Source organism: Massilia frigida, from assembly GCF_011682175.1.
Taxonomy (GTDB): domain Bacteria; phylum Pseudomonadota; class Gammaproteobacteria; order Burkholderiales; family Burkholderiaceae_D; genus Telluria_A; species Telluria_A frigida.
The window spans coordinates 1-23935 of record NZ_WHJG01000026.1; the positions used below are offsets into that span (position 1 = coordinate 1).

The following is a 23935-nucleotide window of genomic DNA, read 5'->3' on the forward strand; positions in this document are numbered from 1 at the left end:
CGCCGCCCCGGCCGGCCGCGGCGGCGGCCAGGGACCAGCGTATGCGCCCTGCATGCCGTCAAGGGGGCGCTACGCCGGCACGCGCGCAGCGCGCGCCGCCCTTGACCGCACTCCGGGACGGTAGAACCTCACAGCATAGCCGATGTCAAGTTTCACCGGAAACGTCATAGGGCCCAAATTTTTTCAAGAAGTCTCTGAAGAGGTTCCAGAAATTCGAGTTCGGTCTCGATATCGCCCACTGGAACAAACCATTTTTCTATATGACACAAAAGATCGTTTCCGACGGCATCGTGTACGTGGACGAGAAGATCAAGAACGTCGTGTGGAGCAGGACCGGTGTCATCAAGCCGGTTGACGTGTGGACAAGCTTATCGGCGTTGCGAGGGCGCCACCACCGGATAACCGCGATTCCCTCCCCGGCCCGTGCTTGTTCGGCAGGGCCCAACGCTGTTGTATTGTCCCTTTAACTTCCCTACAGGATGCAATTTGCATGGATAGCAAAAATACTGCCCTAAAGCAGGGCGCGACGACCGAAGATATTCAATTCCACTACGACCTGAGCCGATCTTTCTATCAGCACTGGCTCGATCGCACCATGACCTATTCGAGCGCCATGTATGAAGGCGACGACGACTTGGAGACCGCGCAGAAACGCAAACTGGACCATCACATCGCACAGGCCGAAATCGGGCCTGGGAGCCGGGTTCTCGATATTGGCTGCGGGTGGGGATCGCTGATGTTCCGCTGCGCCGAGCAAATCCCGAGCAGCCACTGCGTGGGCCTGACCCTCAGCGCCGACCAAAAAGAATCGATCGATGGCGCGCGATCCGACCGTATCGAGGTCCTGTTAAAGGGATGGCAAGCCTTGGAAGAAGTGCATTCGTTCGACGCTGCGGTGTCGGTGGGCGCGATGGAACACTTCGTCGGTCCTGGCTGGAGCGCGGACGACAAGATCGCGGTCTATCGCGACTTTTTCAAGAAAGTGAGCTGCGTCTTGAAGCCAGGCGGATGCTTGTCGCTGCAAACCATCGTGTTCGACCGGATGGAAGAATCCGAATTCCCGCCATTCATCACGGAGAAGATCTTCCCTGGTTCCATGCTGCCGCGGCAAAGCGAAATCCTGGCAGCTTCCGACCGCGTGCTTAGCCTGGTCAACGTTCGCAATGACGCGCTCGATTATGCCCGCACCTGTCGGGAATGGGTCCAGCGGATCGAGGCCGCCAAACCCGAGCTGATCGCGATGGTCGGGGCGGATAAGACTAATGAATATGTCCAATACCTGCGCATGTCGGCAGCGGCATTCGAGCGGCAACAGTTCGGCTTGTTGCGCTTGAAATTCCGCTCGTACGCCAGCGCATGACCCCCGATTTCCACGGTTCTTACCGTTTTCTTTAAGAGGTTGACATGCCCGACATTCACGAAATTGCACGCGAAATCTTTGAAGCCCAGCCGTTCAGCCAATTCCTGGCGGCCAAGCTCGTCAGCACCGGGCCGACTGAAGCGGAAATCCGCATCGACATCACTGACAATCTGAAACAGCAGCACGGTTTCGTGCATGGCGGGGTGGTCAGCTACCTCGCCGACAACTCCATTACCTTCGCTGGTGGCGTAGCGCTCGGCGGCAATGCCCTGACATCCGAGTACAAGATCAACTACGTCAGACCCGCCACGGGAACGCATCTGATCGCTCGCGCCCAGGCAAAGAGCGTCGGAAAGCGCCAGGCCGTTTGCTCGGCGGAGATCTATGCGGTGCAAGACGGGGTGGAGAAAATCTGCGCTATCGCACAAGGCACCGTGGTGCGCAGTGACTAGCTGGCACTTGCTCGTGGACGCGGGAACTTGATCCGATCCATGCGTTCGCACAGCTAGCCAGGGTTTTATTTGAGCGTACGTTGTGCCGGCGCGGCAGCCCTCGCCGGCACAACAATATGGAGATTCCAATGAAGCACGAAACACAAGTGGCTCTCATGCACAAGCTGTTCGCCCTGCGAGAACGCGGCCGCCAACAGGACATGCTGGGCCGTGTCGTTCAGCTACCCGTCAACGTCTATTCGGAGCCATCCATCCTTGATGACGAACTGCAGTCCGTATTCAAGGACTTCCCCATGGTGCTTGGCCATGCATCCCATGTCCAGGAGCCGGGTTCCTATCTCTTGAGCGATTGGGACAAGTTCCCCGTTGTCGTGGTGCGGGATAACGCCGGGACGCTGCGCGCCTTTCTCAACATGTGCCGGCACCGTGGCGCCAAGCTTGTCAACGGCGAGGAAGAGCGGCTGAAGGCCTTCGTTTGCCCGTTCCACGGCTGGTCCTACAGTCTGGATGGCAAATTGAAAGGCGTGACCCGATCATACAATTTCCCGGATCTCGATCCTGCAAACTGCAATCTGCGCGAGCTTCCCGTTGCGGAAGCGTTCGGGCTCATTTGGGTTCATCCGACCGCGACGGCGTCGCTCGACATCCGAAGCTATCTCGGTGATATCGCCGACGATCTCGAGCACTTCAACATCGGAGAATTGGTTTCCTATAAGAAGACAAAGGTGGTGAAGCAAGCGAATTGGAAGCTGCTGCTCAAAACCTATCTTGAGGGCTACCATGTACCTTATCTGCACCGCACCACCTTGCAAGCGGCGCTTAAAAATGGTGTCATCGCCCATTATGAGCACGGACCGAATATCAGGCTGGTTGCGGCCAGGACGAATATCGAAGAGGCAATGCATGTTCCCGAAAGCGATTGGAACATTCTCAATTTCGCATCGGTGTACTACACGCTGTTCCCCAATACCTTCTTTATCATGCACCCGGATTACGTATCCATTAATATGTTCTTCCCGATAGCGCCGAATCAAACAATCTGGACCCACGAAATGCTGTACCGGCCGGCAGACTTCCAGGGGAAGGATGCCGAGAAATCACTGGCCAAGCGCTTCGAGTTCACCAACGACGTCGTGTTCGACGGCGAGGATTTTGCGGTGGCCGAAGGCGTCCAGTCAGGCATCGAGTTCGCCCCAAATGAAGTCCATACGCTGGGACTGGAGGAGGGCTTGCTGGGCATGTTTCAAGCCAGCGTGGATGCTGCCATTGCCAAATAAATTGACGTAGCCCGAGGCCGGCATCCGCAAGGCCGGCTGGTCGAAAGAACCTGGCGGGCAGCCGGCACAACAATCACAATGAGAAGCCAGATTTCCAAGCATGCCACGTACCCAGATCGCCGCCCCCTGTTCGCTCGCCTTCCTCGCCTTGCCAAAGCCATGCCCTCGCTGGCCATGAGCGGCACGCTCGCTGCCGGTGAGGCACTTTCCCAGGCAATTGACACGCCTGCCGCCGCACGCAGCGCCGCCCAGTGGCAGCGTACCGCCATCGACGATATTGAAGCCGCATATCGCCTCACATTGGAAAATCACCCTTGCACTTACGACACCGCAAACCCCGGCTTGCGCAACAATCTCGCCGTGGCCAGGGAACAGGGATTGGCCCTTGCAGCCAAGGTCACCAATGGTGCACCTTCCGTCCCTGGCTTTGCTACGGGCCGGTGGAAAAATCAACCTGCAACGAATTCGATATTCTCTGCGACAGGCGATGATGGCGGTGCCGGGCGCATTGCGCCACGCGTGTGCGGCGTTGCCCTGCATGCGCCGGGTTGACGCACGCATGGCGCAATGCGGCCGTTGGCCTTTTACACCCAGCACGCCAGTTGGCGTTGTTGTGCTGCTGATAGCGCAGCTTAGGAAAACAAATCCAGCTGGCCGGTGGCGTTGCCGCATTGTTTGGGCTTGGCCGGGGGAACGACGATCGGCTTCTTGAAGCGTGACGTGTCCAGCTCGCCAAACCGCCCGCTGGTCAGGTTCATGCCCAGCCGCTGCACCGCCTTGACGAAACGCTGTCGAATAAGGTCGGCCCACACGCCCTCGCCCGACATGCGTTTGCTGAAGTCGCTATCGTACTCCTTGCCGCCGCGCATCTCGCGCACGCGGTTCATCACCCGCTGCGCCCGCTCGGGAAAGTGTGCCTGCAGCCATTCCTGGAACAGGGGATTGACCTCCCACGGCAGGCGCAGCACGACGTAGTGCGCGCTCACTGCACCGGCATCGCGCGCGGCTTCCAGCACCCGTTCGAGCTCGGGCTCGGTGATGAAGGGAATCACCGGCGCGACGCTGACCCGCACCGGGATGCCCGCGTCCGTCAGCCGCCTGATCGTGCGCAGGCGCCGCGCCGGTGCCGCCGCGCGCGGTTCCAGCGTGCGCGAGATTTCCGGGTCGAGCGTGGTGATGGTAAGCGCCGCAATCGCCTGGTTCTTGGCCGCCATGGCCGCGATGAGGTCGACGTCGCGCTCGATCAGCGACGACTTGCTGATCAGCGCCACCGGATGCTCGCAATCGTGCAGCACCTCCAGCACGCGCCGGGTGATGCCCAGGCCACGCTCGCACGGCTGGTAGGCGTCGGTATTCACACCCAGCGCAATCGGCTCGGGCACGTAGGATGGCCTGGCCAGCTCGCGCCGCAGCAAATCGGGCGCGTTGACCTTGGCGAACAGGCGGCTCTCGAAGTCCAGCCCCGGCGACAGCCCCAGGTAACTGTGCGACGGCCGCGCAAAACAATAAATGCAGCCGTGCTCGCACCCGCGATAGGGATTGAGCGACACATTGAAGGGAATGTCGGGCGAGGTATTGCGGCTCAGGATGGTTTTGGCGAACTCGTCCGTGACCTGGGTGCGGAAGGGCGCCGGCGCCTCGTCTTCGTCGTCTTCATGCACCCAGCCGTCGTCGAACCGCTCACGCGTGTTGACTTCGTAGCGGCCTTGCAGATTGGTCACCGCTCCCCGCCCCTTCTGCGCAGCCAGCGGACGCGGCGGGAGCATGACGCTTTCTTCAACATCCTTGTCGCGATCGGTCACCTGAGCACCTATTTAACTGTATAAACATACAGTATTCTACGTTGGTGCCGCCGCCAGTTCAAGCAGCGTTCAAAGCCGGCCTTGATGCAGCACAAACGCATCGATCAAATCATCGAAAGCGCGGCTCAGCGGGAGGAACTTGTCATGATCGCCTTCGATCTCGCCCAAGGCATGGCAAGTTGCCTCCAGGGTCGATAGCTGGTCCGGCGCATGCGCCTTGCGAATGCGGTAGCGCGACGGCGGCATGCCGTTCAGCGGCAGGCGCGGCAGCGCATGCAGCAAAGGGTTGAGATAAAGCATCTTGCGGCTCTTGCGCCAGGTGCCGTCCAGCACCACCAGCAACAGTTTCCCGGGCGCGTGCAACAGTTCCGGCGGCAGTGGCGGCGGTGCCGGCATGCCCAGCGACCTGTCGTCCGGCGTGTCCGGATACAGCAGCACGGCGCGCCGGCCATCGAGCGCCAGCAGCTCGCCGAGCTGCGCCGGATCGAATGCTTCGCCCGCAACCAGCGTGCTGCCCGCCACGCTCAGGTGCAGCAGGCGCGCGCTGCCCTTGGCATTACTCACCTCCATGGGATGCTGCAGGATCAGCAGCCGCACCGCGCTTGCCACCGGACTGATCCATCGGCAAATGCAGGCCACGGCCGGCCGCGCACAGTGCGCACAGATGCTGCGCCGTACCGGACTGGCCTGCCCGGGCTGGCCCGGCCCGGTCATCGGACTCCCACCCGGCGCGACAGCGCGTCAAAAACCAGCCGGACAATGGCAAAACCGGGCGGCAAGCCGCTTGCGGGGGTGGAATTGTTCATGATGGCGAAAGGCGCAAGGCTCAAGGATGACGGCCTGCGCATGTTAACACCGGCAAGCCGGTAGCGCGAGGACACTTTTTCCAATTGGAAATATTCCCAGCATCCTGGTTCCGGCAACGCGACCATCGAAGCAACAAAGCGTGCAATCGGCAACTATTTTTCTCACAACAGGCGTCGAATTGATATTCCGGTATTGCCCAGCGTCATCACCCTGCATAGAATAAAATAATTCCTTTAGGCAATCCAATCCATCGGAGCCCACCATCGCCACCCTGATTCCCCGCGCCCTGCGCCTGTTCCTGACCGCCCTCGTGACCGGCTTCACCTTGCTGCCGTCGGTGGCGAGCGAGCAGGAATTGGCGCTCGACTACCGGCTCAACGAGCAGGTCATCGCCGTTCCCGCCGGACCGTCGCGCCAGTCGGAATTGCAGACGACCGTATTCCGTCCCAACGGCGCCGGCCCGTTTCCCTTGCTGATCATCAACCACGGCAAGGAATCGGGCGAGCCGCGCAAGCAGGTGCGCGAGCGCTTCATCTACATGGCGACCGCCTTCGTCAAGCGCGGCTATGCGGTACTGGTGCCGATGCGGCGCGGCTTCGCCGGCTCCACCGGCAACTACGCCGACCATGGCTGCAACATGACCGCCAACGGCTATGCCCAGGTCAGCGATGTGCGCGACACCATCGACTTCGCGCGCCGCCAGAACTGGGTCGACCCCGGGCGCATCGTGGTCGCCGGCCAGTCCTACGGCGGGCTGGCCACCATCGCCCTGGGCACGCGCGAGGTGCCCGGCGTGCGCGGCCTGATCAATTTTGCCGGCGGCCTGCGCGACGACGCCGACCGCTGCGACTGGCGCGCGCAACTGGTGCACGCCTTCGCCACCTACGGCGCCAGCAACAAGATTCCCAGCCTGTGGATGTATGGCGTGAACGATTCGCTGTTCGGACCGGACCTGGTGGCGCGCATGCACGCGGCCTTCGAGCGGGCTGGCGGCAAGGCGCGCCTGGTCGAATTCGGCGCCTTCAAGCGCGACGCGCACGGCATGGCCGCCAGCCGCGACGGCGCCGGCATCTGGTGGCGCGAGACCGAACGTTTCCTCCAGCAAATCGGCATGCCGACCAGCGAAGTGGTCGCGGTGGCCGATGCGCCGAGCGTGCCGAAAACCGATTTTGCCCGCGTCGACGATATCGCCGCCGTGCCCTACCTGAGCGAAAACGGACGCGCCGCCTATCGCGAGTATCTGCACAAGATGACCCCGCGCGCCTTTGCCGTCTCGCCCAGCGGCGCCTGGTGCTGGGCCGAGGAAGGGGAAGACCCGCACGCGCGCGCGCTGGCCGCCTGCGCGCGCACCAGCGGCCAGCCGTGCCAGTTGTACTCGGTCGACGACTACGTGGTGTGGCAAGGAAAGCTGGCCTCCAGCGGCGCCAATGCCGACAGCGGCGGGGCCGGCGCGGCCAGCCTCTGACGCGGCCGTGGCGCAACATAGCCCGCACGCGACAAGCGCGTGCGCGCGCCAAATGCATATACAATGTGTGCGACGTTTTTTCTCTTTGGAGAGACTTTCATGCCGCCACGTATCGTCCGCGCAGTCCTCGCCCCCGCCCTCTTCCTGTCCTGCGCCTTTCAAGCGGCCTCAGCCGCAAACAACTATCCGATCGTCCTGGTGCACGGCTTCCTCGGCTTCGGCCCGGAGCAGTACACCAACACCGGATTCAAATACTGGGGCGGGTTCGACGACATCGTCGGCCACATGCGCTCGCACCAGGGCCAGCATCAGGTATGGGCCGCATCGGTCGGGGCGATCAGCTCGAACTGGGACCGCGCGGCCGAACTGTATTACCAGATCAAGGGCGGCTGCGTCGACTACGGCAGCAGCCACACGGCCAGCTTCGCCACCTATGGCGCGCTGCGCCAGCCCGCAGGCAAGTGCTGGGCCGCCGATCCGGCCAACAATCCGCAAGGCTATCCGGCCGCGATGTACCCGGCCTGGGATGCGCGCCACCCGATCCACCTGATCGGCCACAGCCAGGGCGGCCAGACCATCCGCGCCCTGATCGAACTGCTCGAACACGGCTCGCCCCACGGCGACGAAGGCGGCGGCGAGCTGTACAAGGGTGGCAAGACCGGCTGGGTCGTCAGCGCCACCACCCTTTCCTCGCCCAACGATGGCACCAGCCTGCGCGACGCCATGGGCGACGCCGGATCGGCGCTCACGCAACTGGCGGGCGGCATCGCGGCCATGGCCAGCATCGGCAACGTGGCGCAGCCGGTGCACGACTTCGGACTCGAACAGTTCGGCCTGCGCAGCAGCGCGGTCGAGCCGTCGGCGGCCTATCAGCAGCGCGTGCTGGCCGCGCCGTTTTCGAACCCCGGCAACTTCGACTCGGCCCAGGCCGAAATGACGCCCGACGGCGCGCGCACCTTCAATGCATGGGCCAAGACCTCGCCCTCGGTATACTATTTTTCGATGAGCAACCAGGCGACCGAAGCCGGCAGCGCCTGCTGCAACAACACCGACCGCCTGCTGTACCCGCTCCAGAACCCCTCCTTCCAGTATCCGCGCGCCGACATGGCGTCGCTGACCCGGCCGTATGCGGGCGAGTGGGTGATCCCGTCGGCCGGCCGGCGCGGCATGGGCTCGTATTCGCTGGCCATCTCCGGCCGGGTGCCGGTCGACCGCACCTGGTTCGCCAACGATGGCGTGGTCAACACGGTCAGCATGCGCGCGCCATCCGGGCATCCGGTGCGCGACTACAATGGCACGCCGCTGCGCGGCAGCTGGAACTTCCTGCAAAATTACAAGGGCTACGACCACTTCGACATGATCGGCTGGCCCAAGTCGGGGCCGCGCGTGTATCCGATCTACGATGCGGTCGCCGCCATTTTGTACGGATTATGAGGGGCTGAGCGTGCGCGACCAGGCTTGCAGCTGGGCCACGGTCGCGGTCACGCCGCCGCACACGATCACCAGCACGTTCTTGAACGCGCTCAATTCGGGGCGGCCGGCGTAGGCCACCGCCAGCGAGGCGCCGCAGGCCGGTTCCACCACCACCCGGTGGTCGTCCATGAAGCGGATACAGGCCGCCACCGCCGCCTGGTCGGTGACCACCATGCTGCTCATCGGGTGCACCCGGGTCCAGTCGAACGCCGCCTGCGACACCTGGCGCGAGCCGAGCGTGGTGGCGATGCTGGCGATGCGTGGAAGCTCGATGCGTGCATCGGCCTCGATCGACTGCGCCAGCGAATCGGTGCCATCGGTTTCGACGGCGAAGACCGGCACCTTGTCCCAGCCATTGCGGCGCAGCCCTTCGAGCACGCCGCACATCAGCCCGCCCCCGCCGACCGACAGCACCACCGCGTCGGGAAGCACGCCGGCATGCGCCACTTCATCGATCATGGTCGCGTGCCCGGTCCACAGCAGGGGATCGTCGTAGGCGTGGATGAAGGCATCGTGCTGGCCCAACATCGACAGCGCCAGCGCATTGGCTTCGTGAAACGACGCGCCGTGGACGATCACCTCGGCCTGCTCGCGCCGCATCAGCTCGCGGGCGCGCTCGCTGGTCGTTTCCGGCGCCACCACCACCACCGGCAAGCCCAGCTGGCGTCCCGCATACGCGGCGGCCAGCCCCGCGTTGCCGCCGGATGAAGAGATGAAACGTTTCGCCCCGCGCCGCGCGTACTCTTCGCAGGCGTAGCCGATGCCGCGCAGCTTGAACGAGCCGGTCGGCTGCAAGGCTTCCATCTTGAGCCAGACCGTCTGGCCCGGCTTGTTGCCCATGGCCGAAGAAGCGAGCAGTGGAGTGTCGATATGTAATGTCATCGTAAGATCATGATCCCGTAAAGTTGAACACCGAAGTCAAAGTTCCTCTAGCCGCGCGCGCAACGCCGCCGCCTGTTCGCCGCACGCGGCGCGCGCGGCGTCATCCATCCTGGACAGGTTGCGGTACACCATGCCGAGGCGCTGGTTGCCCGATTGCCGCTCCGCATTGCGTTCGAAAAAATCCCGGTACAGCGCATTGAACGGACAAGCCGTCTCCCCCAGGCGCGCCTTTTTATCGTAGTGGCAGCCCTTGCAGTAGTCGCTCATGCGGTCGATGTAGGCCGCGCCCGATACATACGGCTTGGTCGCCAGCAAGCCGCCGTCGGCGAACTGGCTCATGCCGATCGTGTTCGGCATTTCCACCCATTCGAAGGCGTCGACATACACGCCACGATACCACTGGTGCACCTGGTACGGTTCGAGTCCCGCCAGCAGCGAAAAGTTCCCGATGATCATCAGGCGCTGGATATGGTGGGCGTGCGCATCGTCGAGCGACTGGCCGATGGCGTGCCGCAGGCAGCGCATTTTCGTCTTGCCGTCCCAGAACCAGGATGGCAGCGGCGCGCCGTGGCCGAACACATTGTGCGCGCCGTAGCCGGGCATATTGGCCCAGTAGACGCCGCGCACGTATTCGCGCCAACCCAGGATCTGGCGGATGAAGCCTTCCACCGCGTGCAGCGGCGCGTGGCCGGCGCGCCAGGCGTCTTCGGCCCCGGCGATCACTTCGCGCGGGTGCAGCATCTTGGTATTGAGGGCGAACGAGAGCATCGAATGGAACAGGCGCGCAGCCGTCATGTGCATCGCATCCTGGTAGTGGCCGAAGTGCGGCAAGCCGTGCTGGATAAAGGCGTCGAGGTGGGCGAGCGCTTCGGCGCGGTCCAGCGGCCAGACGATGCGCGCGGCATCGGGGCGGCCGAAGCTGCCCACCCCGGCGCCGTAATGGGCCAGCAGCGCGTCGATGTTGGCGGGAATCGCTTGCAGGTTGGCCGCATCGTCGATGCGCAGGTAGTGCACGCGGTGGCCGCCGGTTTCGAGCTGGCGCGCCAGCGCGCGCATGGCGGCGAAGATGGCGATGATTCTCTGCGCGTGGTGGTGGACGTCGTCGGTCTCCTGGCGCACTTCCAGCAGCACGTAAACGACCTCGGCGCGCACTTCGGAAAACCAGCTGTGCAGCGCATTGAGCTGGTCGCCAAGGATCAGGCGCAGCGTCGTCGTCGATAGCGGCATAGGGGGCGGACAAGTCCAATCGGAGGCCGCCAGTTTATCACGCGCCGCCGGCACAGGGACGGCACAGCTAACGTGCGTGGCACGACATAATGTATACAGTAAAATTGTATTTTTGAAATGTGGCGCCACGTCCCGTGCCCAGGAACCCTTCCATGAGCCAGGCCAATCCCGAACCTTCCCCGCTGGACTTGTCGAGCTGCGACAAGGAACCGATCCGCACCCCCGGCAGCATCCAGCCGCACGGCTTCCTGCTGGCGCTCTCGCCTGCGCTGGAGGTACTGCAAGCGAGCGACAACCTGGAAGCGATGATCGGGACCGGTGCCGCGCGCGCCATCGGCCAGCCGCTCGAACAGGTGATCGGCGAGCAGGCCAGCCTGCAGCTGCGGCCCGAAATCGACGCTGCCGAGATCGGCCAGCGCCCGCTCTACCTGTGCACCCTGGGAATCGGGCCGGCGCGCCATTTCGACGTGCTGGCGCACTGCTACGACGGCTTGCTGATCCTCGAATTCGAGGCGGTGCAACGCGCCTCGGCGGCCGACTTCCGCCACCTGCACCGCCAGGTCGGCGACTTCCTGCTCAAGGTGAGCGACAGCGCCACGGCGCAAGCCATGTGCGAACTGGCGGCCCAGGAAATCCGCCGCATCACCGGCTTCGGCCGGGTCATGGTGTACCGCTTCGACGAGGAAGGCCACGGCCACGTGCTGGCCGAATGCCGCGACGAGGCGTATCCATCCTACCTGGGGCAGCGCTTTCCGGCCTCCGACATTCCGCGCCAGGCGCGCGAGCTGTACATGCTCAACCGCATCCGCCTGATCCAGGATGCCAACTACACGCCGGCGCGCCTGGTCCCGCCGCTCAATCCCGTCAGCGGGGCCGCCAACGACCTCTCGTTCGCGGCCTTGCGCAGCGTCTCGCCGATCCATCTGCAATACATGCGCAACATGGGCACCCTGGCGTCGATGTCGGTCTCGCTGATGGTCAAGGGCCGGCTGTGGGGACTGGTCTCCTGCCACCACGCGACGCCCTGCGCGCTCGCTTTCGACAAGCGCACCGCCTGCGAGCAGCTGGGCCAGATCCTGGCCATGTGCGTCGAGTCGCGCGAAGACGCCAACGAACTGCAGTTCCGCCTCGATGTGCGCCGCGTCATGGTGTCGATGCTGGCCGGGCTGACCCAGAGTTCCGACTTCATCGATAACCTCTCCAGCGTGTTTCCGGCCCTGCTGCAATTCGCGCGCGCCGGCGGCGCCGCCATCGTGTTCGACGACCGCCTGCTGACCTACGGCGACACCCCCGGCGAAGAAGCGATCCGCGCTCTGGTGGGCTGGCTCGACCTGCACTGCCACGGCGACGTGTTCCACACCGACCACCTGGCGGCGCTCTACCCGCCGGCGGCGGCATTCAGCGGCAACGCGGCGGGCCTATTGGCCATGCCGGTCTCGCGCATCCACAAGCATTACCTGCTATGGTTCCGGCCCGAGGTGGTGCGCACGGTCGACTGGGCCGGCAATCCGCACGCCAAGGCCGGCGCCGCGCCCATGGCGCAGCTTTCGCCGCGCACCAGTTTTGCCACCTGGAGCGAAACCATCACCGGCACCAGCGCGCCATGGCATGGCGGCGAGATCGAACTGGCCGTCGAATTTCGCACAGCGCTGCTGGGCATCGCGCTCGAACGCGCCGAACAGATGGCCGAACTGGCCGAAGAACTGGGCCGCGCCAACAAGGAACTCGAAGCGTTTTCGTATTCGGTATCGCACGACCTGCGCGCGCCGCTGCGCCACATCGTCGGCTTTTCCGACCTGCTGCTCGAACCGTCGGCCAGCGACAACCTGGAAAAGCGCCAGCGCTTCCTGCGCAACATCAAGGATTCGGCGCGCCTGGCCGGCAAGCTGGTCGACGACCTGCTCAGTTTTTCGCAGATGGGCCGCGCCGCCCTGCGTCCGACCCTGGTCCAGATGGGCGAGCTGGTACGCACCTGCATCGACAAGCTCTCGCTCGACGTCGGCCAGCGCCAGGTCGAGTGGGACATCGGCCCGCTGCCGGCAATGCGCGCCGACCCCACCTTCGTGCAGCTGGCGCTGTACAACCTGCTGTCGAACGCGCTCAAGTTCACCAGCCGGAAAGAACGCGCCGTCATCACCATCCGCGCCAGCGACGACGGCCCCGAATGGGTGCTCTCGATCGCCGACAATGGCGCCGGTTTCAACATGGATTACGTGCACAAGCTGTTCGGCGTGTTCCAGCGTCTGCACCGTATGGAAGACTTCCAGGGCACCGGCATCGGCCTGGCCAATGTGCGCCGCATCATCGAGCGCCACGGCGGGCGGGTGTGGGCCACCGGGGAGCCGGGCGAAGGCGCCACGTTTTACTTCAGCATCCCCAAAGAACTCCATATTTAAGGTACGCAAGACATGTTAAAGCCCATCCTTCTGGTCGAAGATAATCCGCACGACCTGGAACTGACGCTGATCGCGCTCGAAAAGAGCCAGCTGGCCAATGAAGTCATCATCGCCCGCGACGGCGCCGAGGCGCTCGATTACCTGCTGTGCCGCGGCGAGCACGCGGCGCGCCAGGTCGGCAATCCGACCGTGGTACTGCTCGACCTGAAGCTGCCGAAAATCGATGGCCTGGAAGTGCTCAAGGAAATCCGCAGCACGCCGCACCTGAAAAGCATTCCGGTTGTGATGCTCACGTCATCAAAGGAAGAACAGGACCTGCTGCGCAGCTATGAGCTGGGGGTCAATGCGTATGTGGTCAAGCCGGTCGACTTCGAGGAATTCGTGCGGGCGATTGCCGATTTGGGGATTTTCTGGGCGGTGCTCAACGAGCCGCCACCGGGTTCGCACCGCTACGTCAAACCGCAATAAGAAGCGTGGCCCGCGCGCGGCGGGCGACGGTGCGGCGGGCGGCAGGGCGACGGTGCGACGCGTTGAAGGCCGATCGGGGAGCCGTCGCCCGCGCGCAGGCGGGGGTCCAAGTTCTTTGTTCAGCCGCCGGCTACGCAGCGAACTTGGGCACCCGCCTGCGCGGGTGCGACGTTTGACGGGTTGACGGCGAGCGATTTCGCGGCGAGGTCAGAAGAACCAGCCGCGTTCAGTGCGAGGTGGCGCCAGCCGGCTTGCGGCGCCTGAGCAAATGGCGGATGCGCGCGCTGAGTACATCGGCGTTGTACGGTTTTTGCAGCAGGTTGACCTTGGCATCGAGCTTGCCCTCATGCGCCAGCACACCCTCGGCGTAGCCGGACGTGAACAGCAGCTGCGCCGCCGGCAGCCTGGTGCGCACCACTTCGCTCAATTCCAGGCTGCTCAGTTTCCCCGGCATGATCACATCCGAAAACACCAGGTCGATCCGGGCGCCCGAGTCGATCAGTTCCACCGCGTGGGCCGCGTCTTCGGCCTCGAACACCTGGTAGCCGAGCGCGGACAGCAGTTCCACGGTGCTGGTGCGCACATCCTCTTCATCTTCCACCACCAGGATCGTTTCCAGGCCGCCGAACAGGGGCGCCTGCACGTGGTCCTCGGCATGTTCCGGTTCGCTGGCGCTGCGCTGCAGGAAAATCTTGACGCTGGTGCCGGCGCCCGGTTCGCTCTTGAGCTCGATTTCGCCGCCCGACTGCTTCACGAAACCATACGCCATCGACAGCCCCAGCCCCGTGCCCTGCCCGGTCGGCTTGGTGGTGAAGAAGGGTTCGAAGGCGCGCTGCAACACCGCTTGCGGCATGCCGCAGCCGGTATCGGCCACTTCGACCATCACGTAGTCGCCGCTGGCCAGTTCCGACAGCATGGGCGAGCCGACCGGCACATTGGCCGCGCGGATGGTGAGGGTGCCGCCGTCGCTCATGGCGTCGCGCGCGTTGATGGCCAGGTTCAGGATCACGTTGTTCAACTGGCTCGGATCGACCGTGGTGCTCCACAGCTGCGCTTCGATCTCGGTGACGATGATGGCGCGCGGGCCGAGCACGCGGCGCATCATTTCATCCATGTCGCGCAAGACCACGCCGGGATTGAGCACCACCGCTTGCAGCGGCTGGCGCCGGGCGAAGGCCAGCAGGTGGGCCGACAGCTTGGCGCCGCGTTCGACCCCGGCCAGCGCGATATCGATGCGGGTGCGCGCGCTGTCGCTCACGCCGCCTAGCAGCTTGAGCAACTGCAGGTTGCCGCCGATGATCTGCAACACATTATTGAAGTCGTGCGCCACGCCGCCGGTCAGCTGGCCGATCGCTTCCATTTTCTGGGCCTGGTGCAGTGCCGACTGGCTCGCGGCCAGCTCTTCCTGGCTGCGCCGCAGCGACACGAACGCTTCGTCGCGCTGCTTGCGCGCGATGTAGGCGCCGCTGTGATAGCGCACGCGCGCCGCCAGTTCACGCCCGTCTGGCCACTTGACCAGGTAATCGTTGGCGCCCGAGGCAAAGGCCCTGGCCTTGATCTCCGGGTCTTCTTCGGAGGACAGCAAAATGACCGGCACATGCTCGGTGTCGCGGTGCTGGCGCAGCAGGCGGATCACGTCGAAACCGTCGGCGCCAGGCATGCGCAGATCGACCAGCACCACGCTGGCATCGGTTTCGATGGCCAGCTCGACGACACGTTCGGACTGCGATGCATAGCGCAGGACGACGTCGGAACAACCCTCCAGGCAATGCGCGATGAAGTCCTCGGCGAAGGGTTCATCATCGATCAGCAGTACCGAACAGGGAGTGGATTCGTCGTCGAGCATATGTATTGCCATAACATAAATTTCATTATATTTTACATGAGGACATGCTGTTTCGAATGCAACAGAAGGTCAACCGTGCGCGCCACGCTCATGCCAGGCGGATTGCCAGCGGCTGGTGGTCGGGGCCGAACTCGTCAGGCGCCACGCGCACCTCGGCCAGGCGCGGCGCCAGGTCGGCGCTGACGAAAACGAAGTCGCAGGTGAACGGATCGGCCGGACGGCCGGGATGGTCGTGCAGGCACACGGTGGGCGCGTGCGCCTGGCCCGGATGACGCAGGCGCCAGGCATCGGCATAAACGGGCGTGCCATCGTCGAACGGTGCTTGCAGGCAATGGTATTCCCAGGAGCCGGGCAGGAAATTGCAATCGCCCGCAAGAAGGGCGGCGCCGCCGCGCGGCATGGCGCCAAACGGTCCGGCGGCGGCGCCGGCACGGGGATGGGCGGCGTGCGCGGCCGCTTCGCGCTGCACGTCGCGCAGGCGCTGCACCTGGGCGCTGCGCTGCGCGCGCGAAAAATATTCCAGATGGGTGGTGGTGACGCGCAGCGGGCCGAGCGGCGTAGCGAGCGTCGCTTCGAGGGCGATGCGCTGCATGCTCATCACGCCCGGATCGGGCGGCCACGGCAAGGCGTGGCGGATCACTTGCAGCACCGGGTAGCGCGACAGGATCATATTGCCGAACAGGCAGCGCGCGACGCCCTCCCCCGCGCTGTCGCAGGCCAGCCCGACCACCGGCACATAGCCGGGAAAATGGTGGGCCAGCAGCGCAAACTGGTTGGCACCGTCGCAGCCGGGCATGTCGGTATAGCCGGACGACACTTCCTGCAAGCAAATAACATCGGCATCTGCCACGGCGCGCAGGCTTGCCGCGGTATGCGCCATGTCGCAGTCGCCGCGCGGGGTACGGCCGCGCTGGATATTCCATGTGATCAGGTTCATGCCGGTTCGCCTCCGCACTGTCGACAAGTGCTCAGGCTAGCCCGCTCGCGCCGTGCGGGGATGATGCAAGTCAGGCGGGCGCCAGTTGGCGTTCCGGCCACGCCATGCGGGCCGCCAGGCAGCAAATGAAGCGCGCATCGTCGACATGGAACAGGCCGGGGTCGAGCCGGTCCTGGGTACCGACGAAGAAGATCCAGCCTTTAATACCGCTGTCGCGCCGGGCCAGTTCCAGCGCTTCGGTGCGTGCGGCATGGATTTCGTGCTGCAAGGTGCGGCGGCGCACGTCGGACCAGCCGGACCAGTCGACCCGCAGCCTGCACAGGCTCAGGTAACCCCGTGCGGCGCTGTCCCATTGGCCGGCGCCCAGGGTCAGCTCGCAGTGCGTCTCGCTGATGACAGGCAGGTCCTTCCAGCGCAGCGGCGCATAAAACAGGTGGCGCGGATTCTTGAAGAAGGCCGGCTTCTTGTTGGGAATGAGCCAGAACAGCTGGGCGTAGGTGCTGCCCCAGACGCCGGGGATCTCGAGCGGCAGGAAGGCGCGGTCGTTGGGAAAGTTGATGTAGGTGCGGCACAGCGGGCGGATGGTCTTGACGGTGTGGCCGTGGTACTGGCCCTTCGCGGCGGCGCGGGCGGCGGCATGCACGGCGGCCAGCGTGGCCGACCCGAATGCCGCGGCGGCGGCCGGGGCGGCGGGACCAGGCGCTTGCCCGTCGCTCAGGCTCAGCCTGCTGGGAAAGGGCATCGGAAAGCCATCGCTGCCACCGACCCGCTCGCGTTGGCCACGGCTGACGAGCTTGTGGTCGCCATCGACATCGCAGCCCGGCGCGTGGTGTTCGCCTTTGCCGAGCGCGAAGTACGGGCGGCGCTTGTTGAGCGCCGCATCGTACGATGCCGGCCATACCTTGGTAGCGCAGCCGCGGCAGACATAGGCGTCTTTATCGACGACGTCCATGTTCCATAATTCTTCCGCCTCGACCAGCTCACCGCTATGGAGATTGCGCACCACATCCATGTTCCCGCTCCCGCATCCGCTTGAAGGCCGATTATGCGCTGCGTACTTGCGCAAGGTTTGAGGCTGGCTAATACGGGGGGCGGGCCGTGCAAAAACGCGACACCATTGAAAAAGGGCCTGCAATTGCTTGCAGGCCCTTTCAAATTCTGGCTCCCCGACCTGGACTCGAACCAGGGACCTGCGGATTAACAGTCCGTCGCTCTACCAACTGAGCTATCAGGGAAAAGAGGCCGTATTATATAGGCCCCGGGCGAATTTTAGAAGTAGAAATTACCAAAAATGCCGACGTGGTCGCCTTTGGTCTTGTTGGTATAGGTTTGACCCCAGTACGTATAGCTGTCCTTGTATTCCTCTTTCACGAAACGCAGCTTGAGACCAATGTTCGGGCTGAAGAAGTATTCGCCTTCGACGATGGCGCCGACGGTGCTGTCGAAATCCCTGTCGATGCCGGAGCCGAAGCCGCTACCGCTCAGCTTAGGGCTGGACACATAACGCACGCCGCCGCCGATACGCATGTTGCTGGTCGGGTGGAAGTAGCCCAGCAGTTCGATCGGGAACCGCTTGAAGGTCACGTCGCCGTTTTTGGCGCTGGCCTGGTCAACGTGGAAACCCACGGTGCCCTGCATCGAAAACTGTTGGCTGAAGCGATAGTCGACGCCGCCCAGGAAGGCGATCAGGCCGCCGGCGCGCACGTCGACCGAACCGCCGTGCTTGTATTCAGCGGTAGCGAGCTTGTCGCCACCACCGGTCAAGCCCATGCCGACAACGAAACGCAGTTGTTTGCCTGGTGCTGGACCGTTTTGTGCCTGGGCCGAGCTCAGGGAAGCGATCGCCAGAGCGATCACGAATGCAATTTTTTTCATGGTGTTTTTAGATGTAAGTATCGGATAACGCGCGGGAGTGCTGCGTATTTACCAGGCAGTATGATACTTGTCGGGATTGCAAATAGGCAAGGAAGATGTCTGGAAAGCGTTGTTTGCAGGTAACAAACAGTATAAATCCAGACAACTTACAAAAAAGGCCACGTTATTCAACGTGGCCTTTTGCAATTCTGGCTCCCCGACCTGGACTCGAACCAGGGACCTGCGGATTAACAGTCCGTCGCTCTACCAACTGAGCTATCAGGGAAAAGAGGCCGCATTATATCGGGCCATTTTCCACTTGTCCAGTTGCATACGCGCAAACCTTGCCAGCGATGGATGCGAGCAAGGTCAGGACTGCGCTTGCTCAACGGCCAGCTCGGCTACTCGATGCTGGCCGCCAGCGACGGCACCCGCGCCGAACTGGCGTTCAGCCGCACCACCTACGAGCTGGGCGACGTTTACCAGGCGCTGGACGCCACCGGCACCGCCAGCGGCGCCGAGCTCAGCCTGAACAAGCCGCTCAAGCGCACCCGCAAGGACAGCATCGATGCCGGCCTGAGCCTGGCCTACAAGGATTTGAAGGACGAGATCGGCTCGGTCGGCACCGCGGTCGGCAAGCGCCTGGCCAGCCTGACGGCCAGCGTGGCGCGCCGCAGCGAAGGGATGCTGCTCGGCGTAAACGGGCAAAGCCAATGCAGCGCCAGCCTGACCATCGGCAAGCTGGACTTCAAGGATGCGCTGGCCGAGGCGCTCGACGCCGCCGGCGACGCGACCCAGGGCAGTTACGCCAAGCTGAATCTGGCGGCGCTGCGCACCAGCGCGCTGCCGGCCCATTTCACGCTCAGTACCGGCATCAAGGCCCAGGCCGCGCTGGGCAATCAGAAACTGGACGGGGTTGAACGCATGAGCGTGGCGCTCGGCAGCGCGGTGGCGGCCTATCCGACGGGCGAACTGAGCGGCGACCATGCGGTGCTGCTGCGCGCCGAGCTGGCGCGCGCCCTGCCGGCGCAAGTGAGCGCCAGCGTGTTCGCCGATTACGGCTGGCCAAGTCGGTCAACGCGGCGGCCGGGATCGACGCCACGCGCAGCCTGGGCGACGTCGGCCTGGGCCTGAGCACGCTGCGCGGCGGCCTGCTGCTCAAGCAGCAATTGGCGCACCGCATCGGCGGCGGCACCGCCCTGAGCGAACCGGTGTCGCGCACGCGGCTGCTGTTCCAGGCGGGCTGGGTGATGCGACCAACGCGGCACCAACGAAAAAAGCCACGCAAACGCGTGGCTTTTTTCTCAATTCTGGCTCCCCGACCTGGACTCGAACCAGGGACCTGCGGATTAACAGTCCGTCGCTCTACCAACTGAGCTATCAGGGAATAAAAGAAACATTATATGCTGTAATGATCAGACCATCAAGTTGTTGGCAGTAATCGCTGCAGCACCATGCTCTTCTTCGAATCAATCTTTCGTTCAATTCGAAGAAGCAAGATCTTAAAGGACTTTGGCGATGGCGTCAATCACACGGTCGATATTTTTCGAATTCAGGGCCGCCACGCAAATGCGGCCGGTGTCGACGGCATAGATCGAGTGTTCAAGGCGCAGGCGCTCGACCTGCTGCTTGCTCAGGCCCGAGTACGAAAACATGCCGACCTGCTCGCGCACGAATTCGAAATCGTGCGCCGGCGCTTTTTCCTTGAGCTTCTGCACGAAGGTGTTGCGCATTTCCTTGATGCGCACGCGCATGCCGGCCAGTTCGTCTTCCCACAGCTGGCGCAGTTCCGGCGTGGTCAGCGCGGTGGCGACCACCTTGCCACCGTGGACCGGCGGGTTCGAATAGTTGGTGCGTACCACGCGCTTGAGCTGCGACAGCAGGCGCGCCGCTTCTTCGGCGCTGGCGCCGACCACACTCAGGGCGCCCACGCGCTCGCCGTACAGCGAGAACGACTTCGAGAACGAATTCGAGATCAAGAGCGGTCCGCCGGCGGCGGCAAACTTGCCGACCACGGCGCCGTCTTCGGCGATGCCCGAGCCGAAGCCCTGGTAAGCCATGTCGAGGAAAGGAACCAGGCCGCCGGCGCCGATGGCGGCGATCACCTCATCCCACTGGGCGGGCGTGATGTCGGCGCCGGTCGGGTTGTGGCAGCAGGCGTGCAGCAGCACGATGGCACCCTTCGGCATGGCTTTCAGGTCGGCCAGCATGCCGTCGACATCGACGCCGCGCGTGGCCGCATCGTAGTAGCGGTAGGTGTTGACGGTGAAACCGGCGCTCTCGAACAGGGCGCGGTGATTTTCCCAGCTTGGATCGCTGATATACACACTTGATCCTGGCGCGAAGCGCTGCAGGAAGTCGGCGCCGATTTTCAGCGCGCCGGTGCCGCCGATGGCTTGCACGGTGACCGCGCGCTTCTCTTGAATAATCGCGCTGCCGGCACCAAATACCAGCTCTTGCACGGCGGCGTCGTAGGCGGCAAGGCCTTCGATCGGCAGGTAGGTGCGCGGCGCCAGTTGCTCCATCAGCAGCTCCTCGGCTTTGCGTACGCACGCGAGCAGCGGCACTTTGCCATTGTCGTCATAATAGACACCCACGCCCAAATTGATTTTGGCGGGATTGGTGTCCGCATTGAACGCCTCGGTGATGCCCAGGATCGGGTCGCGCGGGGCCATGTCGATGGCGCTGAAGATGGTGGCGGAAGCTGTTGAAGTCATCGTGGTAAACTTGAGTGTCGGCTGGGTTGTATAGACAGCGACCCATATACTGATTGGGTGTTTCCTGGGCCGCAAGCGGGACACCATTCTAACAAAGGTCTGATCGTATGGCTGAATTATCCGTTGCACACGACCCGTCGCCGACTGTCGTCACCTTCCCCGATTCCCCGTTCAAGCTGCACCAGCCGTTTCCCCCGGCCGGCGACCAGCCGACCGCGATCGAAGGGCTGATCGAAGGCATCAACGACGGGCTCTCGTTCCAGACCCTGCTCGGCGTGACCGGCTCGGGTAAAACCTACACCATGGCCAATGTGATCGCGCGCGCCGGCCGGCCGGCGATCGTGTTCGCGCCGAACAAAACCCTGGCCGCGCAGCTGTATGCGGAGTTCCGCGAATTCTTCCCGCAAAACGCGGTCGAATATTTTGTGAGTTACTACGATTACTACCAGCCGGAAGCCTACGTGCCGCAGCGCGACCTGTTCATCGAAAAAGACTCGTCGATCAACGAGCATATCGAGCAGATGCGCCTGTCGTGCACCAAGTCGCTGATGGAGCGGCGCGACGTGGTCATCGTGGCGACCGTGTCGGCCATCTACGGTATCGGCAACCCGAGCGAATACCACCAGATGATCCTGACCCTGCGCGCCAAGGACAAGCTGGCGCAGCGCGACGTCATCGCGCGCCTGATCCAGATGCAGTACACGCGCAACGAAATCGACTTCGGGCGCGGCACCTTCCGCGTGCGCGGCGACACCATCGACATCTTCCCCGCCGAGCATGCCGAACTGGCGATCCGGGTCGAGATGTTCGACGACGAAATCGAATCGCTGCAACTGTTCGACCCGCTCACCGGGCGCATTCGCCAAAAGATCCCGCGCTTTACCGTCTACCCGGGTTCGCATTACGTCACGCCGCGCTCCACGGTGCTGCGCGCGATCGAAACGATCAAGCTCGAACTGCGCGAGCGGCTGGCGTACTTCCGCAAGGAGAACAAGCTGATCGAAGAGCAGCGCCTCGAACAGCGCACCCGCTTCGACCTGGAAATGATGGCCGAAATCGGCTTCACCAAGGGCATCGAGAACTATTCGCGCCACCTGTCGGGCGCGATGCCGGGCGATCCGCCGCCGACCCTGGTCGACTACCTGCCGAAAGACGCGCTGATGTTCCTCGACGAGTCGCACGTGCTGGTCGGGCAGCTCAACGCCATGTTCAACGGCGACCGTTCGCGCAAGACCAACCTGGTCGACTATGGTTTCCGCCTGCCGTCGGCGCTCGACAACCGCCCGCTCAAGTTCGAGGAATTCGAGGGCAAGCTGCGCCAGACGATTTTTGTGTCGGCCACGCCGGCCGAATACGAGAAAACGCATTCCGACAACGTGGTCGAACAGGTGGTGCGTCCGACCGGGCTGGTGGACCCGCTGGTGATCGTCAAGCCGGCGCTGTCGCAGGTCGACGACCTGATGTCCGAAATACAGGACCGCGTGAAGAAGGATGAACGGGTCTTGGTGACCACGCTCACCAAGCGCATGTCGGAGCAGCTGACCGAGTACCTGAGCGACCATGGCATCAAGGTGCGCTACCTGCACAGCGATATCGAGACCGTGGAACGGGTCGAGATCTTGCGCGACCTGCGCCTGGGCACCTTCGATGTGCTGGTCGGGATCAACCTGCTGCGCGAGGGCCTCGATTTGCCGGAAGTGTCGCTGGTGGCGATCCTGGACGCCGACAAGGAAGGCTTCCTGCGCTCCGAGCGCAGCCTGATTCAAACCATCGGGCGCGCGGCGCGTAACCTGAACGGCGTGGCGATCCTGTACGCCGACCGCATCACCGATTCGATGGCAAAGGCGATCGGCGAGACCGAGCGCCGGCGCGCCAAGCAGATCGCCTACAACATCGAGCATGGCATCACCGCGGTCGGCATCAAGAAGCAGATCAAGGAGCTGATCGACGGCGTCTACAGCCCGCAGCAGGCGCGCGAGACCCTGGACGCGGCCAAGGAAACCGCCAAGGTCGAATCGATGAGCGAAAAGCAGATCGGCAAGGAGATCAAGCGTCTCGAAAAGCTGATGGTCGACCACGCGAAAAATCTCGAATTCGAGAAGGCCGCGCAGGTGCGCGACCAGCTGCATGTCCTCAAGCAGCAAGCGTTTGGCGCGCCAGGCACCGACAATGTGGTGTCGATCCTGGACAAGTAAATCGCGGACCGGGGCGGCGATGCGACGGCGCCAAGCGCCCCTCGCGCCGCCCCGCTAGCGTCGCCGGCCACGTTCACGCCAGCGACGCCCCCTGCCTCACAGCGACTTGATGAACTCGCGGATACCCGCCAGGAACATCTCGACGGCCATCGCGCTCAGGATCAAGCCCATCAAGCGTTCAAAAGCGGTCATCACTTGCGGGCCGAGCTTTTCCTGCAAGCGCTCGGCGCTGAGAAAAACCGCCAGCCACACCAGCGCCACCGCCACCAGCGCGCCCACGTGAACCACCACTTCGACCGTCGTATCCGACGAAAACAGCAGCACCGTGGCCAGTGCCGACGGCCCCGCAATCGCGGGAATGGCCAGCGGCACGATGAACGGCTCGCCGCCCTTTTCCGCATCGCCGAACATGCCGCCCGGCTGGGGAAAGACCATGCGCATGGCGATCAGGAACAGGATCACGCTGCCGCCGATGCGCAGCGAGATTTCGGACAGCTGCATGGCGGCCAGCAGGTGGCGCCCGAAGAACATGAACAGCAGCAGCACCATGAAGGCGATCAGGCACTCGCGCACCACGACTTTCCAGCGCCGCTCGGCCGGCACATTGGCCATGGCGCTGACAAACAGCGGTACGTTGCCGAACGGGTCGGTGACCAGGATCAGCAGGATGAAGGTTTGAATAAAAGTTTGGGTCATCCGACATGATAACTTGCCGCACAGCACCTGTACCATTGTGCTGAATTCGTGGCAAAAATCAGACAATTAAACCACCATGTC

Annotated in this window: 21 protein-coding genes and 3 tRNA genes; 10 read left to right on the top strand and 14 right to left on the bottom strand. The window is 63.5% G+C overall.

The window, feature by feature from the left end; translation table 11 throughout:
* Positions 1-490: 490 nt before the first annotated feature.
* The 4 genes from F2P44_RS21995 (at position 491) to F2P44_RS22010 (ending at position 3641) form a co-directional block, all read left to right on the top strand.
* The gene (locus F2P44_RS21995; RefSeq protein WP_167089361.1) at positions 491-1360 is read left to right on the top strand and encodes an SAM-dependent methyltransferase; all 870 of its coding nucleotides are present in this window, start codon (positions 491-493) and stop codon (positions 1358-1360) included.
* A gap of 44 nt (positions 1361-1404) precedes the next feature.
* The gene (locus F2P44_RS22000) at positions 1405-1812 is read left to right on the top strand and encodes a PaaI family thioesterase (RefSeq protein WP_166886369.1); all 408 of its coding nucleotides are present in this window, start codon (positions 1405-1407) and stop codon (positions 1810-1812) included.
* A gap of 128 nt (positions 1813-1940) precedes the next feature.
* Complete coding sequence (locus F2P44_RS22005; RefSeq protein ID WP_167089363.1) at positions 1941-3089, top strand: aromatic ring-hydroxylating oxygenase subunit alpha; 1149 nt, start codon at positions 1941-1943, stop codon at positions 3087-3089.
* A gap of 159 nt (positions 3090-3248) precedes the next feature.
* The gene (locus F2P44_RS22010) at positions 3249-3641 is read left to right on the top strand and encodes a hypothetical protein (protein ID WP_167089365.1); all 393 of its coding nucleotides are present in this window, start codon (positions 3249-3251) and stop codon (positions 3639-3641) included.
* An 80-nt stretch (positions 3642-3721) separates the two neighbouring features.
* On the opposite strand, the gene F2P44_RS22015 is transcribed toward F2P44_RS22010, so the two are convergent.
* The 3 genes from F2P44_RS22015 to F2P44_RS22025 form a co-directional block, all read right to left on the bottom strand.
* Positions 3722-4855, bottom strand: a complete 1134-nt coding sequence (locus tag F2P44_RS22015; RefSeq protein ID WP_167089366.1) for a PA0069 family radical SAM protein — start codon at positions 4853-4855, stop codon at positions 3722-3724.
* A gap of 105 nt (positions 4856-4960) precedes the next feature.
* Complete coding sequence (locus F2P44_RS22020; RefSeq protein ID WP_167089368.1) at positions 4961-5605, bottom strand: tRNA-uridine aminocarboxypropyltransferase; 645 nt, start codon at positions 5603-5605, stop codon at positions 4961-4963.
* A complete protein-coding gene (locus tag F2P44_RS22025) occupies positions 5602-5850 on the bottom strand; it encodes a hypothetical protein (RefSeq protein ID WP_167089369.1) in 249 nt (82 codons plus the stop codon). The genes F2P44_RS22020 and F2P44_RS22025 overlap by 4 nt, the downstream gene beginning before the upstream one ends.
* A gap of 158 nt (positions 5851-6008) precedes the next feature.
* On the opposite strand from F2P44_RS22025, the gene F2P44_RS22030 reads away from it, so the two are divergent.
* A complete protein-coding gene (locus F2P44_RS22030; protein ID WP_167089371.1) occupies positions 6009-7163 on the top strand; it encodes a dienelactone hydrolase family protein in 1155 nt (384 codons plus the stop codon).
* 99 nt (positions 7164-7262) lie between these two features.
* Positions 7263-8597 carry an esterase/lipase family protein gene (locus F2P44_RS22035; protein WP_167089372.1) on the top strand — a complete coding sequence of 445 codons (1335 nt, stop codon included), beginning with the start codon at positions 7263-7265 and terminating at the stop codon, positions 8595-8597.
* Here F2P44_RS22035 and F2P44_RS22040 read toward each other — a convergent pair.
* Positions 8592-9518 carry a pyridoxal-phosphate dependent enzyme gene (locus tag F2P44_RS22040; protein ID WP_167089374.1) on the bottom strand — a complete coding sequence of 309 codons (927 nt, stop codon included), beginning with the start codon at positions 9516-9518 and terminating at the stop codon, positions 8592-8594. The two genes, F2P44_RS22035 and F2P44_RS22040, sit on opposite strands and share 6 nt — an antisense overlap.
* 36 nt (positions 9519-9554) lie before the next feature.
* Positions 9555-10745 (bottom strand): cryptochrome/photolyase family protein, encoded by a 1191-nt coding sequence (locus F2P44_RS22045; RefSeq protein WP_167089376.1) that lies wholly within the window; start codon positions 10743-10745, stop codon positions 9555-9557.
* A gap of 152 nt (positions 10746-10897) precedes the next feature.
* On the opposite strand from F2P44_RS22045, the gene F2P44_RS22050 reads away from it, so the two are divergent.
* On the top strand, positions 10898-13141 hold the full coding sequence (locus F2P44_RS22050; protein WP_167089377.1) for an ATP-binding protein: 2244 nt from the start codon (positions 10898-10900) through the stop codon (positions 13139-13141).
* Between the two features lie 12 nt (positions 13142-13153).
* Positions 13154-13609 (top strand): response regulator, encoded by a 456-nt coding sequence (locus tag F2P44_RS22055; protein WP_167089379.1) that lies wholly within the window; start codon positions 13154-13156, stop codon positions 13607-13609.
* A gap of 226 nt (positions 13610-13835) precedes the next feature.
* Here the strand turns inward: F2P44_RS22055 and F2P44_RS22060 are convergent, their stop codons facing one another.
* The 6 genes from F2P44_RS22060 to F2P44_RS22085 all read right to left on the bottom strand — a co-directional run bounded on the left by F2P44_RS22060 (position 13836) and on the right by F2P44_RS22085 (position 18532).
* Entirely contained in the window at positions 13836-15455 is a 1620-nt protein-coding gene (locus tag F2P44_RS22060) for a response regulator (RefSeq protein ID WP_167089381.1), read from the bottom strand.
* 88 nt (positions 15456-15543) lie between these two features.
* Positions 15544-16392 (bottom strand): endonuclease/exonuclease/phosphatase family protein, encoded by an 849-nt coding sequence (locus tag F2P44_RS22065; protein ID WP_167089383.1) that lies wholly within the window; start codon positions 16390-16392, stop codon positions 15544-15546.
* A 70-nt stretch (positions 16393-16462) separates the two neighbouring features.
* Positions 16463-17404, bottom strand: a complete 942-nt coding sequence (locus tag F2P44_RS22070) for a hypothetical protein (protein ID WP_167089385.1) — start codon at positions 17402-17404, stop codon at positions 16463-16465.
* A 147-nt stretch (positions 17405-17551) separates the two neighbouring features.
* Positions 17552-17627, bottom strand: a tRNA-Asn gene (locus tag F2P44_RS22075).
* A 34-nt stretch (positions 17628-17661) separates the two neighbouring features.
* The gene (locus tag F2P44_RS22080; RefSeq protein WP_167089387.1) at positions 17662-18267 is read right to left on the bottom strand and encodes an outer membrane beta-barrel protein; all 606 of its coding nucleotides are present in this window, start codon (positions 18265-18267) and stop codon (positions 17662-17664) included.
* A gap of 189 nt (positions 18268-18456) precedes the next feature.
* Positions 18457-18532, bottom strand: a tRNA-Asn gene (locus tag F2P44_RS22085).
* Between the two features lie 95 nt (positions 18533-18627).
* Here F2P44_RS22085 and F2P44_RS22090 point away from each other — a divergent pair.
* Positions 18628-19380: a ShlB/FhaC/HecB family hemolysin secretion/activation protein gene (locus F2P44_RS22090; RefSeq protein ID WP_167089389.1), complete on the top strand. Its 753-nt coding sequence runs from the start codon at positions 18628-18630 to the stop codon at positions 19378-19380.
* Positions 19381-19557: 177 nt separating this feature from the next.
* On the opposite strand, the gene F2P44_RS22095 is transcribed toward F2P44_RS22090, so the two are convergent.
* Both F2P44_RS22095 and F2P44_RS22100 read right to left on the bottom strand, forming a co-directional pair.
* Positions 19558-19633 (bottom strand) — tRNA-Asn (locus F2P44_RS22095).
* Positions 19634-19748: 115 nt separating this feature from the next.
* Positions 19749-20963 (bottom strand): amino acid aminotransferase, encoded by a 1215-nt coding sequence (locus F2P44_RS22100; protein WP_167089391.1) that lies wholly within the window; start codon positions 20961-20963, stop codon positions 19749-19751.
* A gap of 107 nt (positions 20964-21070) precedes the next feature.
* Between F2P44_RS22100 and uvrB the strand changes: the two genes are divergently transcribed.
* Entirely contained in the window at positions 21071-23158 is a 2088-nt protein-coding gene (gene uvrB, locus F2P44_RS22105) for an excinuclease ABC subunit UvrB (RefSeq protein ID WP_167089392.1), read from the top strand.
* 96 nt (positions 23159-23254) lie between these two features.
* Here the strand turns inward: uvrB and F2P44_RS22110 are convergent, their stop codons facing one another.
* The gene (locus F2P44_RS22110) at positions 23255-23854 is read right to left on the bottom strand and encodes a MarC family protein (protein ID WP_167089394.1); all 600 of its coding nucleotides are present in this window, start codon (positions 23852-23854) and stop codon (positions 23255-23257) included.
* Between the last annotated feature and the right edge of the window lie 81 nt (positions 23855-23935).

Bases quoted from the DNA above. Each gene is read 5' to 3' on its own strand.
- F2P44_RS22005 (WP_167089363.1), top strand. From the start codon at position 1,941: ATGAAGCACGAAACACAAGTGGCTCTCATGCACAAGCTGTTCGCCCTG.
- F2P44_RS22065 (WP_167089383.1), bottom strand. From the start codon at position 16,392: ATGAACCTGATCACATGGAATATCCAGCGCGGCCGTACCCCGCGCGGC.
- F2P44_RS22050 (WP_167089377.1), top strand. From the start codon at position 10,898: ATGAGCCAGGCCAATCCCGAACCTTCCCCGCTGGACTTGTCGAGCTGC.
- uvrB (WP_167089392.1), top strand. From the start codon at position 21,071: ATGGCTGAATTATCCGTTGCACACGACCCGTCGCCGACTGTCGTCACC.
- F2P44_RS22060 (WP_167089381.1), bottom strand. From the start codon at position 15,455: ATGCTCGACGACGAATCCACTCCCTGTTCGGTACTGCTGATCGATGAT.
- F2P44_RS22010 (WP_167089365.1), top strand. From the start codon at position 3,249: ATGCCCTCGCTGGCCATGAGCGGCACGCTCGCTGCCGGTGAGGCACTT.
- F2P44_RS22100 (WP_167089391.1), bottom strand. From the start codon at position 20,963: ATGACTTCAACAGCTTCCGCCACCATCTTCAGCGCCATCGACATGGCC.
- F2P44_RS22015 (WP_167089366.1), bottom strand. From the start codon at position 4,855: ATGCTCCCGCCGCGTCCGCTGGCTGCGCAGAAGGGGCGGGGAGCGGTG.
- F2P44_RS22000 (WP_166886369.1), top strand. From the start codon at position 1,405: ATGCCCGACATTCACGAAATTGCACGCGAAATCTTTGAAGCCCAGCCG.
- F2P44_RS22020 (WP_167089368.1), bottom strand. From the start codon at position 5,605: ATGACCGGGCCGGGCCAGCCCGGGCAGGCCAGTCCGGTACGGCGCAGC.
- F2P44_RS22055 (WP_167089379.1), top strand. From the start codon at position 13,154: ATGTTAAAGCCCATCCTTCTGGTCGAAGATAATCCGCACGACCTGGAA.
- F2P44_RS22070 (WP_167089385.1), bottom strand. From the start codon at position 17,404: ATGGATGTGGTGCGCAATCTCCATAGCGGTGAGCTGGTCGAGGCGGAA.
- F2P44_RS22080 (WP_167089387.1), bottom strand. From the start codon at position 18,267: ATGAAAAAAATTGCATTCGTGATCGCTCTGGCGATCGCTTCCCTGAGC.
- F2P44_RS21995 (WP_167089361.1), top strand. From the start codon at position 491: ATGGATAGCAAAAATACTGCCCTAAAGCAGGGCGCGACGACCGAAGAT.
- F2P44_RS22035 (WP_167089372.1), top strand. From the start codon at position 7,263: ATGCCGCCACGTATCGTCCGCGCAGTCCTCGCCCCCGCCCTCTTCCTG.
- F2P44_RS22110 (WP_167089394.1), bottom strand. From the start codon at position 23,854: ATGACCCAAACTTTTATTCAAACCTTCATCCTGCTGATCCTGGTCACC.
- F2P44_RS22040 (WP_167089374.1), bottom strand. From the start codon at position 9,518: ATGACATTACATATCGACACTCCACTGCTCGCTTCTTCGGCCATGGGC.
- F2P44_RS22045 (WP_167089376.1), bottom strand. From the start codon at position 10,745: ATGCCGCTATCGACGACGACGCTGCGCCTGATCCTTGGCGACCAGCTC.